General features: G+C 60.5%; 13 protein-coding genes. 6 read left to right on the top strand and 7 right to left on the bottom strand.

The genetic code is table 11. The features are described 5' to 3' along the window. Nucleotides 1-988, bottom strand: a 988-nt coding sequence (locus tag D6877_RS26965; RefSeq protein ID WP_130912664.1) for a GAF domain-containing protein, incomplete at its 3' end; no start/stop codon positions are given. Nucleotides 989-1,370: 382 nt separating this feature from the next. On the opposite strand from D6877_RS26965, the gene D6877_RS26955 reads away from it, so the two are divergent. Genes D6877_RS26955 through D6877_RS26930 form a run of 6 tightly spaced genes read left to right on the top strand, consistent with a single transcriptional unit; the run spans nt 1,371 to nt 7,323 of the window. Further along, entirely contained in the window at nt 1,371-2,465 is a 1,095-nt protein-coding gene (locus D6877_RS26955; RefSeq protein ID WP_130912663.1) for an ABC transporter ATP-binding protein, read from the top strand. Further along, nucleotides 2,465-3,577, top strand: coding sequence for an ABC transporter ATP-binding protein (locus D6877_RS26950; RefSeq protein WP_041477087.1), 1,113 nt, complete (start codon nt 2,465-2,467; stop codon nt 3,575-3,577). The genes D6877_RS26955 and D6877_RS26950 overlap by 1 nt, the downstream gene beginning before the upstream one ends. Continuing rightward, on the top strand, nt 3,574-4,440 hold the full coding sequence (locus tag D6877_RS26945) for a sugar ABC transporter permease (RefSeq protein ID WP_007912484.1): 867 nt from the start codon (nt 3,574-3,576) through the stop codon (nt 4,438-4,440). Before D6877_RS26950 ends, D6877_RS26945 begins: the two co-directional genes overlap by 4 nt. Before the next feature lie 9 nt (nt 4,441-4,449). Then, complete coding sequence (locus D6877_RS26940; RefSeq protein ID WP_073471306.1) at nt 4,450-5,250, top strand: carbohydrate ABC transporter permease; 801 nt, start codon at nt 4,450-4,452, stop codon at nt 5,248-5,250. Between the two features lie 10 nt (nt 5,251-5,260). Next, entirely contained in the window at nt 5,261-5,533 is a 273-nt protein-coding gene (locus D6877_RS26935; protein ID WP_038861868.1) for a DUF2160 domain-containing protein, read from the top strand. 47 nt (nt 5,534-5,580) lie between these two features. Next, complete coding sequence (locus D6877_RS26930; protein ID WP_016775286.1) at nt 5,581-7,323, top strand: ABC transporter substrate-binding protein; 1,743 nt, start codon at nt 5,581-5,583, stop codon at nt 7,321-7,323. Between the two features lie 384 nt (nt 7,324-7,707). Here the strand turns inward: D6877_RS26930 and nuoN are convergent, their stop codons facing one another. From nuoN to nuoI, 6 genes are read right to left on the bottom strand one after another with little or no spacing between them, the layout of a single operon-like run. After that, complete coding sequence (gene nuoN, locus D6877_RS26925; RefSeq protein ID WP_130912662.1) at nt 7,708-9,171, bottom strand: NADH-quinone oxidoreductase subunit NuoN; 1,464 nt, start codon at nt 9,169-9,171, stop codon at nt 7,708-7,710. A 7-nt stretch (nt 9,172-9,178) separates the two neighbouring features. Next, a complete protein-coding gene (gene nuoM, locus D6877_RS26920) occupies nt 9,179-10,711 on the bottom strand; it encodes an NADH-quinone oxidoreductase subunit M (RefSeq protein ID WP_016775285.1) in 1,533 nt (510 codons plus the stop codon). A gap of 39 nt (nt 10,712-10,750) precedes the next feature. Next, nucleotides 10,751-12,604 (bottom strand): NADH-quinone oxidoreductase subunit L, encoded by a 1,854-nt coding sequence (gene nuoL / locus D6877_RS26915; RefSeq protein WP_130912661.1) that lies wholly within the window; start codon nt 12,602-12,604, stop codon nt 10,751-10,753. Then, on the bottom strand, nt 12,601-12,909 hold the full coding sequence (gene nuoK / locus D6877_RS26910; RefSeq protein WP_003180046.1) for an NADH-quinone oxidoreductase subunit NuoK: 309 nt from the start codon (nt 12,907-12,909) through the stop codon (nt 12,601-12,603). The genes nuoL and nuoK overlap by 4 nt, the downstream gene beginning before the upstream one ends. A 3-nt stretch (nt 12,910-12,912) precedes the next feature. Further along, the gene (gene nuoJ, locus D6877_RS26905) at nt 12,913-13,413 is read right to left on the bottom strand and encodes an NADH-quinone oxidoreductase subunit J (RefSeq protein WP_007951462.1); all 501 of its coding nucleotides are present in this window, start codon (nt 13,411-13,413) and stop codon (nt 12,913-12,915) included. Between the two features lie 9 nt (nt 13,414-13,422). Further along, entirely contained in the window at nt 13,423-13,971 is a 549-nt protein-coding gene (gene nuoI, locus D6877_RS26900; protein WP_016775283.1) for an NADH-quinone oxidoreductase subunit NuoI, read from the bottom strand. Between the last annotated feature and the right edge of the window lie 7 nt (nt 13,972-13,978).

Below are 13,978 nucleotides of genomic sequence, written 5' to 3'. Positions count from 1 at the left end.
TCTCCAGCAAGCGCTCGGCCTGGCGCACGGCTTTTTCCACGCGACTGTCGCCGAAGTGCAGGGTATTGAGGCTGATCGCGCTGGCTGGCGCAGGCTTGTCCTCGGCGACAAATACCCGCGCCTGCACCGGCGTCTGTTTCGGCCGTTTCAGCAAGCACTGGAAGCGGTTGCGCCCCGAAGTCTGCAAGGCAAACGGCAAGCCCTCGGGTTGATTGATCAACTCCAGCAATGACACTTTGAACAGGCTTTCGACACTCACCCGCGACAGACGCACACCGAGCAGATTGTCGGCGCGGCGATTGGCCGAGAGCACTTGGCCGCTCTCATCGAAGATCAACAACCCGGCCCACTGGCTGTCGAGGTTGTTCAACCCGGTGTTGAAGGTCAGTTGAAAATGCTGGCCGTGGAACAGGTTGAGGATCAGCCGGTTCTCCACGGTCTGGCTCATCATCTTGACCATGCCCAGGGTGTGCGAGGGCGGCAGGTAGCTGTCGCTGGACACATCCAGCACGGCGATGACCTTGCGCTCGGCGTCGAAAATCGGCGCGGCGGAGCCGGTCATGAAGCGGTTGGCCTTGAGAAAGTGTTCGTCGTGTTCGATGTGCACCGCCTGCTCACAGGCCAGTGCGGTGCCGATCGCGTTGGTGCCGCTGCTGCGCTCCATCCAGCTCGCCCCGGCCTGAAAGCCCCGGGCCAGATTCGGCTCGATAAAGCGCTGCGTGCCCCACGAGGTCAGCACCTGGCCCTGATTGTCGGCGAGCATGATCAGGCAGTTCGAGTTGCTGAGGATGTTTTCGTAGTAGGGCAGCACTTCCTGATGCGTGGTCTGCACCAGCGAATGATGGCTGTCGAGCAACCGCGCAATGCCGGCGGCGGGCAGTTGATCGAAAGCCGGGGCGCTCTGATGGTCGAGACCGAACGCGCGGCAACGTTGCCAGGAGGTCTGGACGATCGCGTCGTGGGACAGCGGCGAAGCAGGTGCGGCCATGGGGCGAGCCTCTGAGTGCAGCGATTTTATTATTGTTATGAACCCGATCTTCAAAACTACACAAATCCCCCTGTGGGAGCGAGCCTGCTCGCGAAAGCTTCGGTTCAGTCAATGGATTCATTGAATGACACACCGCTTTCGCGAGCAGGCTCGCTCCCACAGGGGATCTCTATCGCATTCAAGGTCGGCAAAAGCGTGCATAGAGTGTTGTTCACTATTGTTCATTGTCAATCACCCCGACTGTTCAAAAGTGTTCAGCTGTGAACGCCGCTTGCCCCCGGAAACACTGCTTCTCAAGACAAATCAACCACTTGCCATTTCTGGCACGAATGTCGCTCTGTTGCTCCGGTCGCTTGACTCCAAAAATAACAAAGGCCGAGCCATGTCACTCACCCTGGAGCACGTCAGTCGTACCGTCGAGGGCCAGATCTGGATCGACGATGCGTGCCTGAAATTCGAACCCGGATCCTTCAACGTTCTGCTCGGGCGCACCCTGTCCGGCAAGACCAGCCTCATGCGTCTGATGGCCGGCCTCGACAAGCCCGACAACGGCCGCGTGCTGATGAACGGCGTCGATGTCACCCAGCGCCCGGTGCGGCTGCGCAACGTGTCGATGGTCTATCAGCAGTTCATCAATTACCCGACCATGACCGTGTTCGAAAACATCGCCTCGCCACTGCGTCAGGCCGGCATCTCGAAAGAGATCATCCACAGCAAGGTGCAGGAAACCGCACGCATGCTGCGCATCGAGAAGTTCTTGCAGCGTTATCCGCTGGAGCTCTCCGGTGGGCAGCAGCAGCGCACGGCCATGGCCCGCGCGCTGGTCAAGGATGCTGAACTGATCCTCTTCGACGAGCCGCTGGTCAACCTCGACTACAAGCTGCGCGAAGAGCTGCGTCAGGAAATGCGCGAGCTGTTCAAGGCCCGCCACACCATCGCCATCTACGCCACCACCGAACCCAACGAAGCGCTGGCCCTCGGCGGCACCACCACCATCCTGCACGAAGGCCGGGTGATCCAGAGCGGGCCGTCGACCGAGGTCTATCACCAGCCGCAAACCGTGTTGGCGGCGGAATTGTTCTCCGAACCACCGATCAACCTGATGCCCGGACGCATCGCCGGCAACGAAGTCAGCTTCGCCAATTTTGTGCACTTCCCGTTGAACGTCGATCTGCGCCCGGTAGGCGAGGGCGAGTTCCGCTTCGGCGTGCGCCCCAGCCATATCTCGCTGGTGCCGAGCAACGATGACGACCTCGAACTGGCGGTGACCGTCGAGGTCGCCGAAATCAGCGGTTCGGAAACCTTCCTGCATGTGCGCAACGAGCATTTCCTGCTGGTGCTGCACTTGCCGGGGGTTCACGAATACGACGTCGATGCGCCGATCCGCATCTATATCCCGACCCACAAACTGTTCGTTTTCGATGCGCAGGGCCGTCTGGTGCAAGCACCGGGCCGGCGTGTCGCGAGGGTTGCCTGATGGCCGAAATCCGTTTGCAGCACCTCGCCCACAGCTACAGCAAAACCCCCAGTGGCGCGGAGGATTACGCGATCCGCGAGATGGATCACGTCTGGGAGCAGGGCGGCGCCTACGCCTTGCTCGGCCCGTCCGGTTGCGGCAAGTCGACCTTGCTCAACATCATTTCCGGCCTGCTCAGCCCGTCCCAGGGCCACGTGTTGTTTGACGGCAAAGCGGTCAACGACCTGACCCCGGAGAAGCGCAACATCGCCCAGGTTTTCCAGTTTCCGGTGGTCTACGACACCATGACGGTGTTCGACAACCTCGCCTTCCCGCTGCGAAATCAGGGCATGGCCGAGGCGAAAGTGCACAGCAAGGTGCAGGAAATTGCCGAAGTGCTCGACCTGCAGAACCTGCTGAGCAAGAAGGCGCGCAATCTCACCGCCGACGAAAAACAGAAAGTTTCCATGGGCCGTGGGCTGGTGCGCGACGACGTCTCGGCGATCCTCTTCGATGAGCCGCTGACGGTGATCGACCCGCACTTGAAGTGGAAACTGCGGCGCAAGCTCAAGCAGATCCATGAGCAGTTCAACATCACCATGGTCTACGTCACCCACGATCAGCTCGAAGCCTCGACCTTCGCTGACAAGATCGCGGTGATGTACGGCGGCCAGATCGTCCAGTTCGGTACGCCACGGGAATTGTTCGAGCGACCCAGCCACACCTTTGTCGGCTATTTCATCGGCAGCCCGGGGATGAATCTGATCGAGGTGCAGCCGCAGCCCGGTGGCGTCGGTTTCGCCTCGACGCACCTGCCGTTATCCGACGCCTTGCAGCGCCATATCGAACACGGCCAGTGGAAAAATCTCAAGGTCGGCATCCGCCCCGAATTCATTCATGTGTGGGACGAGCCGTTTGACGACGCCATGCAGGCCAAAGTCGTACACGTCGAAGACCTCGGCACCTACAAGATCATGACTCTCAACCTCGACGGCGCGCCGTTGAAGGTGCGTCTGGCCGAAGACAAACCGGTGCCTCAGGGCACGGCTTACATCAGTTTTCCGGCGCAATGGCTGATGGTCTATGCCGACGAATTTCTCCTGGAAGTCAGCGACGAGGAGGTGCAGCCATGAACAAAGTGCAGAACAACAAGGCCTGGTGGCTGGTGCTGCCGGTGTTCCTGCTGGTGGCGTTCAGTGCGGTGATCCCGATGATGACCGTGGTCAACTATTCGGTGCAGGACATCTTCGACCAGTCCAGCCGCTACTTCGTCGGTGCCGACTGGTACAAGCAAGTGCTGCTCGATCCGCGTCTGCACGACTCGCTGCTGCGCCAGTTCATCTATTCAGCCTGCGTGCTGCTGATCGAAATCCCGCTGGGCATCGCCGTCGCGTTGACCATGCCGACCAAGGGCCGCTGGTCTTCGGTGGTGCTGATCATTCTGGCGATTCCGCTGCTGATTCCGTGGAACGTGGTCGGCACCATCTGGCAGATCTTCGGCCGCGCCGACATCGGCCTGCTCGGTTCCAGCCTCAACGCGATGGGCATCAGCTACAACTACGCGGCCAACACCATGGACGCCTGGGTGACGGTGCTGGTGATGGACGTCTGGCACTGGACTTCGCTGGTCGCGCTGTTGTGTTTCTCCGGCCTGCGGGCGATTCCCGACGTCTATTACCAGGCCGCGCGCATCGATCGCGCCTCGGCGTGGGCGGTGTTCCGCCACATTCAGTTGCCCAAGCTGAAAAGCGTGCTGCTGATCGCGGTGATGCTGCGCTTCATGGACAGTTTCATGATCTACACCGAGCCGTTCGTGCTCACCGGCGGCGGGCCGGGCAATGCCACGACCTTCCTCAGTCAGACGTTGACGCAGATGGCTGTAGGGCAATTCGACCTCGGTCCGGCAGCGGCGTTTTCGCTGGTGTACTTCCTGATCATCCTGTTGGTGTCGTGGCTGTTCTATACCGCCATGACGCACTCCGACGCCAACCGCTGAGGCCCGGCCATGAGCAAGAAAAAGCTTATTCCGTTGCTGGTCTACATCCTGTTCCTGCTGGTGCCGATCTACTGGCTGCTGAACATGTCGTTCAAGAGCAACACCGAAATCCTCGGCGGCCTGACGCTTTTCCCACAGGAATTCACGCTGGCGAACTACAAGGTGATCTTCACTGATCCGAGCTGGTACACCGGCTACTTGAACTCGCTGTATTACGTCAGCCTCAACACGGTGATTTCCCTGAGCGTGGCGTTACCGGCGGCTTACGCGTTTTCACGCTATCGTTTCCTCGGCGACAAGCATCTGTTCTTTTGGCTGCTGACCAATCGCATGGCGCCGCCGGCGGTGTTCTTGCTGCCGTTCTTTCAGTTGTATTCGTCGATCGGCCTGTTCGACACGCACATCGCCGTGGCCCTGGCGCACTGCCTGTTCAACGTGCCGCTGGCGGTGTGGATTCTTGAAGGCTTCATGTCCGGCGTGCCCAAGGAGATCGATGAAACGGCCTACATCGACGGCTACAGTTTCCCCAAGTTCTTCGTGAAGATTTTCATCCCGTTGATCGGTTCCGGTATCGGTGTCACGGCGTTTTTCTGCTTCATGTTTTCCTGGGTCGAGCTGCTGCTGGCGCGCACGCTGACTTCGGTCAACGCCAAGCCGATTGCGGCAGTGATGACGCGCACGGTGTCGGCGTCGGGGATCGATTGGGGCGTGCTGGCAGCGGCGGGGGTGTTGACCATCCTGCCGGGCATGCTGGTGATCTGGTTTGTACGCAACCACGTGGCCAAGGGCTTTGCCCTCGGTCGAGTCTGAGGAGCTGATGATGGAATGGATGAGCTGGACGACACCGACCGCCGCGTTCTTCATCGGCATCGGTCTGATTCTGGTGGGCATGACCACCTGGGAATTGCGCTCGCCGAGCATTCTGCGGCGCGGGTTTCTGCCGATTGCCACCACCCGTGGCGATCGCTTGTTTATCGGTCTTCTCGGCAGCGCCTACCTGCATTTGCTGGTAATCGGCGTCACCGACTGGAGCATCTGGGTAGCGTCCGCGTTGTCCCTGGTGTGGCTGTTGGCTGTGATGCGTTGGGGCTAGTCGAATCGTTCGGCAACGCGGCTCCACAACTTAAACAGGAGGTCTCTATGTTCGATAAAAACAATAAGCTGCGACATAGCATTTCATTGGCAGCCATGCTGGCACTCAGCGGTTTGAGCGCATCTGCCTGGGCCGACGCCTACGAAGATGCTGCAAAAAAATGGATCGGCAGCGAGTTCAAGCCCTCGACCCTGACGGCCGAACAGCAGCTCGAAGAACTGAAGTGGTTCATCAAGGCCGCCGAGCCGTTTCGTGGCATGGACATCAAGGTCGTTTCCGAAACCCTGACCACCCACGAATACGAGTCCAAGGTGCTGGCCAAGGCCTTCAGCGAAATCACCGGGATCAAACTCACCCACGACCTGCTGCAGGAAGGCGACGTGGTCGAGAAAATGCAGACGGTGATGCAGTCTGACAAGAACATCTACGACGGCTGGGTCAACGACTCCGACCTGATCGGTACGCACTTTCGCTACGGCAAGACCGAATCGATCACCGACCTGATGGCCAATGAGGGCAAGAATTTCACTTCGCCAACCCTCGACATCAAGGACTTCATCGGCATCTCTTTCACCACCGCGCCGGACGGCAAAATCTATCAACTGCCCGACCAGCAGTTCGCCAACCTGTACTGGTTCCGCGCTGACTGGTTCGAGCGCGCCGATCTGAAAGCCAAGTTCAAGGAAAAGTACGGCTACGAATTAGGCGTGCCGGTGAACTGGTCGGCCTATGAAGACATCGCCAAATTCTTCAGCGAAGACGTCAAGGAAATTGACGGCAAACGCGTCTACGGCCACATGGATTACGGCAAGAAAGACCCGTCGCTGGGCTGGCGCTTCACCGATGCCTGGTTCTCCATGGCCGGTGGCGGCGACAAGGGACTGCCCAACGGCTTGCCGGTGGACGAGTGGGGCATCCGCGTCGAGGACTGTCATCCGGTTGGTTCAAGCGTGACCCGTGGCGGCGACACCAACGGCCCGGCGGCCGTGTTTGCCACCACCAAATATGTCGACTGGCTGAAGAAATACGCGCCACCGGAAGCGGCCGGCATGACCTTCTCCGAGTCCGGCCCGGTGCCATCGCAGGGCAACATCGCCCAGCAGATCTTCTGGTACACCGCGTTTACCGCCGACATGACCAAACCCGGCCTGCCGGTGGTCAACGCCGACGGCACGCCGAAATGGCGCATGGCGCCGTCGCCTAAAGGTCCGTATTGGGAAGAGGGCATGAAGCTCGGCTATCAGGATGTGGGGTCGTGGACGTTCATGAAATCCACGCCTGAGAAACAGAAACTCGCGGCGTGGCTGTACGCGCAGTTCGTCACGTCGAAAACCGTTTCGCTGAAGAAAACCATCGTCGGTCTGACCCCTATTCGCGAGTCGGACATCAACTCGCAGGCCATGACCGATCTGGCGCCGAAACTCGGTGGTCTGGTCGAGTTCTATCGCAGCCCGGCCCGCGTGCAATGGTCGCCGACCGGTACCAACGTGCCCGACTATCCACGTCTCGCTCAGCTGTGGTGGAGCCATATCGCCGAAGCCGCCAGCGGCGAGAAAACACCGCAACAAGCGCTCGATGGCCTGGCCAAGGATCAGGACCGCATCATGGAACGCCTCGAACGCTCCAAGGCCCAGGCCACTTGCGCGCCGAAGATGAACCCTGAGCGCGATGCGCAATACTGGTTCGATCAGCCGGGCGCACCGAAGCCGAAACTGGCCAACGAGAAGCCGAAGGGCGAAACCGTGAGCTATAGCGAACTGCTGAAATCCTGGGCGGATGCGCGCAAATGATGTTGGAAATGTGAGAAGCGAACGGCACCGGAAGGTGCCGTTTTTTTTGCTGCCTGATCTGCCGCTTTCGCGAGCAGGCTCGCTCGCACATTGGAGCGGTGCTACTCAAAATTGGTGGCACCCGAGATCCCTGTGTGAGCGAGCCTGCTCGCGAAAGCGGTGGGTCGGTTAGCATATCCATCGACTTGTAGGACGCCATCGCGAGCAGGCTCACTCCTGCAGGGTGTGCGATGCACCCGGATGCTATGAGCGACACACACACCTGTGGGAGCGGGCTTGCCCGCGATGACGCTTGCACAAACTCCGGCGATATCGACTTCTGCTACAAACAAAAAACGGCACCCGAAGGTGCCGTTTCCATTTCCAGCCAGATCAGCCGAGCAATCAGCCCGCCAGACCCGCCTGCTGTACCAGCACCAGCAATGGCTGCGGGTACACGCCCAGGAAGAATGCGACCAGGGCGATGGCCAGCAGCATCACGCCGCCTGCCTTCTGTTCCCAGTGCAGCTGGGCGTCGTGGCGACGCAGGTTAGGCTCGATCAGGTACAGGGTGACCATCACGCGCAGGTAGTAGAAGACGCCGATGGCGCTGCCCAGTACCAGGGAACCGACCAGCCACCATTGATGCGACTCGACACCGGTGGCGATGATGTAGAACTTGCCGATGAAGCCGGCGGTCAGCGGGATGCCGGCCAGGGACAGCATCATCACGGTCAGCACGGCGGTCAGGTACGGACGGCGCCAGAACAGGCCGCGGTACTCGTACAGGGCGTCAGCGTCGCGGCCGTTGTACGGCGACGACATCAGGGTGATCACGCCGAACGCGCCGAGGCTGGTGATGACATAAGTCACCAGATAGACGCCGATGGCTTCCACCGCCAGACCCTTGCTCGCCACCAGCGCGATCAGCAGATAGCCGAAGTGCGCAATCGACGAGTAACCGAGCAGACGCTTGAGGTTGCTCTGGGTCAGGGCCAGCAGGTTACCGAACAGGATCGAGGCGACCGCGATCACGCTCAGCACGTCGCTGAGCACACCACTGCTGGCAGCAGGGGAGAGCTGGAACAGACGCACCATCACCGCAAACACTGCGACCTTCGAAGCGGTAGCGAGGAACGCCGCCACCGGTGCCGGTGCACCTTCGTAGACGTCCGGCGTCCACAGGTGAAACGGTACCAGCGACAGCTTGAACGCCAGACCGATCAGCATCATGCCCAGGCCCAGTTGCGCCAGCGGGCTTGGCAGGCCGGTCGCGGCCAGGGCCTGACCGATGCCGACGAAGCTCAGCGAACCGGCGTCGGCGTAGAGCAGCGCCATACCGAACAGCAGGAACGCGGAACCGGCAGCCGACAGCACCATGTATTTGATGCCGGCTTCCAGCGAACGCTTGTTGAAGAAGGCGTAAGCCACCAGACCGTAGACCGGTACCGAGAGCAGTTCCAGACCGATGAACAACCCGGCCAGGTGCTGCGCGCTGACCAACACCAGACCACCGGCGGCGGCCATCAGGATCAGCAGGTACAGTTCTTCGCGGTTGCCCGGGTAACCCGAACCGCCATCACCGAGATAGGCGTGGGCAAGGGTGACGCAGGCGAGGGTGGCGACCAGGATCATCGCCATGTACAGGCAGGCGAAGGCATCGATCTGCAGCAACGGGGTCACGGCCAGAGGCGCGACTTTCAACGCAGGCAGGATCGAAAGCAGGGCCAGGTTCAGACCCGCCACCGAAATCAGGAAGGTCTGCGAGTGGTTGCGGCGCCAGGCGATTGCCAGCATCACCACGATAATGGTGAGGCTGGTGATCAACAGTGGCGCAAGCGCAATAAAGTGTTGAATCGTGAATTCCATAGCGCTCTTACCGGGCCGAAGCGAGTTGAGAGAAGGCGGTGCCGAGCCACTGCTGCACGCCATGCATGGTGGCGGCAGAGGTGTCGAGGAACGGTTGCGGGTAGACGCCGAGGTAAATCAGCAGCACCGCCAGACCGAGCACCATGATCAGTTCGCGCGCATCCATGCCGTGCAACACCGCGTCGGATTTCGACGGGCCGAAGTAGGCACGGTGGATCATGATCAGCGAGTAGACCGAACCGAACACCAGACCGGACGTGGCAATCGCCGTGACCCATGGAGCGCTGGCGAAGGAGCCGATCAGGATCAGGAACTCGCCGACAAAGTTACCGGTACCCGGCAAGCCCAGCGACGCCGCAGCGAAGAACAGGCTGATGGCCGGCAGGTAAGCGATACGCGACCACAGACCGCCCATCTCACGCATGTCCCGAGTGTGCAGACGCTCGTACAACTGACCGCTGAGGATAAACAGTGCCGCTGCCGACAGACCGTGCGCCAGCATCTGGATCACTGCACCTTGCAGCGCCAGTTGGCTGCCGGAGTAGATGCCGATCAACACGAAGCCCATGTGGGAAACGGAAGAGAAGGCAATCAGACGCTTGATGTCGGTTTGTGCGAACGCCAGGAACGCGCCGTAGAAGATCCCGATCAGACCCAGGGTCATGGCGATCGGCGCGAACTCGGCCGAAGCGTTCGGGAACAGCGGCAGGGCGAAACGCAGCAGACCGTAGGCCGCGGTTTTCAGCAGGATACCGGCGAGGTCGACGGAACCGGCAGTCGGCGCCTGGGCGTGAGCATCAGGCAGCCAGGAGTGGAACGGTACGACGGGCAGCTTGACCGCGAAAGCGATGAAGAAGCCGAGCATCAGAATGTACTCGGTGGTCATCGACATCTTGGTTTTCAACAGGTCGGCGTAGTTGAAGGTGATCACGCCGGTGTTGTTGAAGTTGACCAGCACCAGACCGAGGATCGCCACCAGCATGATCAGGCCGGACGCCTGAGTGAAGATGAAGAACTTGGTCGCCGCGTAGATCCGGGTTTTCTTGCCGTCCGAAGAACTGTGACCCCAGAGCGCGATGAGGAAGTACATCGGCACCAGCATCATTTCCCAGAAGAAGAAGAACATGAACAGGTCGAGGGCGAGGAACACGCCGACCACACCGCCCAGGATCCACATCAGGTTCAGGTGGAAGAAGCCAACGTGACGTTGGATTTCTTTCCACGAGCAGAGTACCGAGAGGATACCCAGCAGGCCGGTCAGCAGGATCATCAACAGCGACAGGCCGTCGAGGGCCAGGTGCACGTTGATGCCGAAACGCTGGATCCAGACATGCTTGAACTCAAGCGCCCAGGTCGGATCGGCGCCCGGCGCCGGTGCGAATGAATAGTCACCGTGGGCCCACAGCCAGAGGCCGAGCGCGAGTTCCAGGGTCATGGTCAACAGCGCAATCCAGCGCGGGAGGGTAGCGCCGAAGCGCTCACCCATCCAGCACAGCAGGCCGCCGATGAAGGGGATCAGGATTAGCCAAGGCAGAATCATGACGGGCTCGTTTCCTTTCGCAAATTCGCAAGGTTCATATCAGACCGCTACCAGCACGATGGCGCCGATCACCAGCACGGCACCAGCAGCCATCGAGGCGGCGTACCAACGCAGTTGACCGGTCTCGGTGCGGCTCAGGGCAGTGTGACCACCCTTGGCCATACGCGGGATCAGACCGATGGTCTGGTCGAGCGGGTCTTTGCGCAGTACATGGCAGATCGCAAGGTACGGCTTGACGAACAGTTTGTCGTAGATCCAGTCGAAGCCCCAGGCAGCGAACCACCAGGCCGAAAGGAAACGGCCGATGCCGCTGTTGGCGATCGCCGTGACGAAGCGACGCTTGCCGAGGAACAGCAGCGCTGCCAGCAGGATACCGGCCAGGGCGATGGCGCCCGAGGCGATTTCCAGACTGTGCTTGGCTTCGCCACCGGCATGGCCAACGCTTTGCGGCAGTACGCCGTGCAGCGGCGGCACGATCATCGCGCCGACGAAAGTCGACAGCACGATCAGTACCGACAGAGGCAGCCAATGGGCAATGCCGTGGCCGGCGTGGGCTTCGGTCTTGGCTTCACCGTGGAACGCGATGAAGATCAGGCGGAAGGTGTACAGCGACGTCATGAACGCACCGACCAGACCTGCGTAAAGCAGACCCTGGTTGCCGCTGGCGAACGCTTCCCAGAGGATTTCGTCCTTGGAGTAGAAGCCTGCGGTGACCAGTGGCAGAGCGGCCAGCGCAGCACCACCGACGATGAAGCTGGCGTAGGCCAGTGGCAGTTTCTTCCACAGACCGCCCATCTTGAAGATGTTCTGCTCGTGGTGGCAGGCAACGATCACCGCACCGGAAGCAAGGAACAGCAGGGCCTTGAAGAAGGCGTGGGTCATCAGGTGGAAGATCGCGCCTTCCCAGGCACCAACGCCCAGCGCCAGGAACATGTAGCCGATCTGGCTCATGGTCGAGTAGGCGAGGATACGTTTGATGTCGGTCTGCACCAGCGCGGCAAAACCGGCCAGCACCAGGGTCACGCCACCGACGATGCCGACGAGGTGCAGGATGTCCGGCGCCAAGGCAAACAGACCGTGGGTACGGGCGATCAGGTAGACACCGGCGGTGACCATGGTCGCGGCGTGGATCAGTGCCGAAACCGGGGTAGGGCCGGCCATCGCATCCGCGAGCCAGGTTTGCAGCGGCAGTTGCGCCGATTTACCGACAGCACCGCCGAGCAGCATCAGGGTTGCCAGAACGATCCAGAAGTCGCCGACCTTGAAGTGCTCCGGCGCACGCACCAGCAATTCCTGGACGTTCAGCGTGCCCAGTTGCTGGAACAGGATGAACAGGCCGATGGCCATGAACACGTCGCCGATGCGGGTGACGATGAACGCCTTGAGTGCCGCGTTACCGTTGTTGCGGTTGCTGTAGTAGAAACCGATCAACAGGTACGAGCACAGGCCCACGCCTTCCCAGCCGAAGTAGATGAACAGCAGGTTATCGCCGAGGATCAGGAACAGCATGCTGGCGATGAACAGGTTGGTGTACGAGAAGAAGCGCGAGTATCCGTCTTCACCACGCATGTACCAGGACGCGAACAGGTGGATCAGGAAGCCGACGCCGACGACCACACCGAGCATGGTCACCGAGAGGCCATCCAGATACAGCGCGAAGTTCGGCTGGAAACCTTCCACCGACATCCAGCGCCACAGCACCTGGGTGTACACGCCACCCTCCGGCGGTGCGACGTTGAATTGCCAGATCACGTAAGCGGTGACGATAGCCGACAGGCCGATCGAACCGACACCGATCAGCGCCGAGAGGTTTTCCGAGAAGCGGCCGCGCGAGAACGACAGCAACAGGAACCCGATCAGAGGGAATACGAAAGTCAGAAAGAGTAGGTTCATCCGCGCATCTCACTGGCAGCGTCGATATCGAGCGTGTGGAAGCGGCGATACAGTTGCAGCAGGATCGCCAGGCCAATACTGGCCTCGGCCGCTGCAAGGCTGATCACCAGGATGAACATGATCTGTCCATCCGGCTGCGCCCAGCGGGCGCCCGCGACGATGAAGGCCAGGGCAGAGGCGTTCATCATCACTTCCAGACTCATCAACACGAACAAAATGTTGCGGCGGACCATCAGGCCGACCAGACCAAGGCAGAACAGGATGCCGGCGACGGCCAATCCATGTTCGAGAGGGATAGCAGGCATGTCTTACTCCTTCGCCTCGTTACGGCCCAAATGGAACGCCGTGACGGCTGCGGCGAGCAGCAGCATCGAGGCGAGTTCGACCACCAGCAGGTACGGGCCGAACAGGCTGATGCCCACGGCTTTCGCGTCTACGGTGGTGTGGCCGATGGCCTGGCCGCTCTGGTGAGCGAACAGCACATACAGCAGTTCGGCCAGCAGCAGCGCGGCAAGAATCACCGGTCCTGCCCAGATGCCGGGCTTGAGCCAGGTGCGTTCCTGCTGCACCGAGGCGGGACCGAGGTTGAGCATCATCACCACGAACACGAACAGCACCATGATGGCGCCGGCGTAGGCGATCACTTCCAGCACACCGGCGAACGGCGCGCCGAGGGCGAAGAAGGTCATGGCCACGGCGATCAACGAGATGATCAGGTAGAGCAGGGCATGCACAGGGTTGGTGTTGGTGACCACACGCAGCGTGGACACCACAGCAATACCTGATGCGAAATAGAAAGCGAATTCCATCGTTCTTCCTTAAGGCAGCAAGCTCTTCACGTTGATCGGTTCGGCTTCGTTCTGCGCAGCGCCTTTCGGCTTGCCAGCGATTGCCATACCTGCAACACGATAGAAGTTGTAATCAGGGTTTTTGCCGGGGCCGGAGATCAAAAGATCTTCTTTCTCGTACACAAGGTCCTGACGTTTGAACTCGGCCATCTCGAAATCCGGGGTCAGCTGGATTGCGGTGGTCGGGCAGGCTTCCTCGCAGAGACCGCAGAAAATGCAGCGCGAGAAGTTGATCCGGAAGAAGTCCGGGTACCAGCGACCGTCTTCGGTTTCAGCTTTCTGCAGCGAGATGCAACCCACCGGGCAAGCCACGGCGCACAGGTTGCAGGCCACGCAGCGCTCTTCGCCATCGGGGTCGCGGGTCAGGACGATGCGGCCACGGTAGCGCGGCGGCAGATAGACCTGCTCCTCGGGGTATTGCAGGGTGTCGCGCTTGCGAAAGCCATGGCCGAAAACCATGACCAGGCTGCGCAACTGGGTACCGGTACCCTTAACGATGTCGCCAATATATTTGAACATGGGTCAA

The sequence above is a fragment of the Pseudomonas sp. Sample_9 genome (assembly GCF_004307535.1).
Classification (GTDB): Bacteria; Pseudomonadota; Gammaproteobacteria; order Pseudomonadales; family Pseudomonadaceae; genus Aquipseudomonas; species Aquipseudomonas mercuritolerans.
The sequence above is the reverse complement of the archived record's forward strand: the minus strand, read 5'-3'. Positions and strand labels throughout refer to the sequence as shown.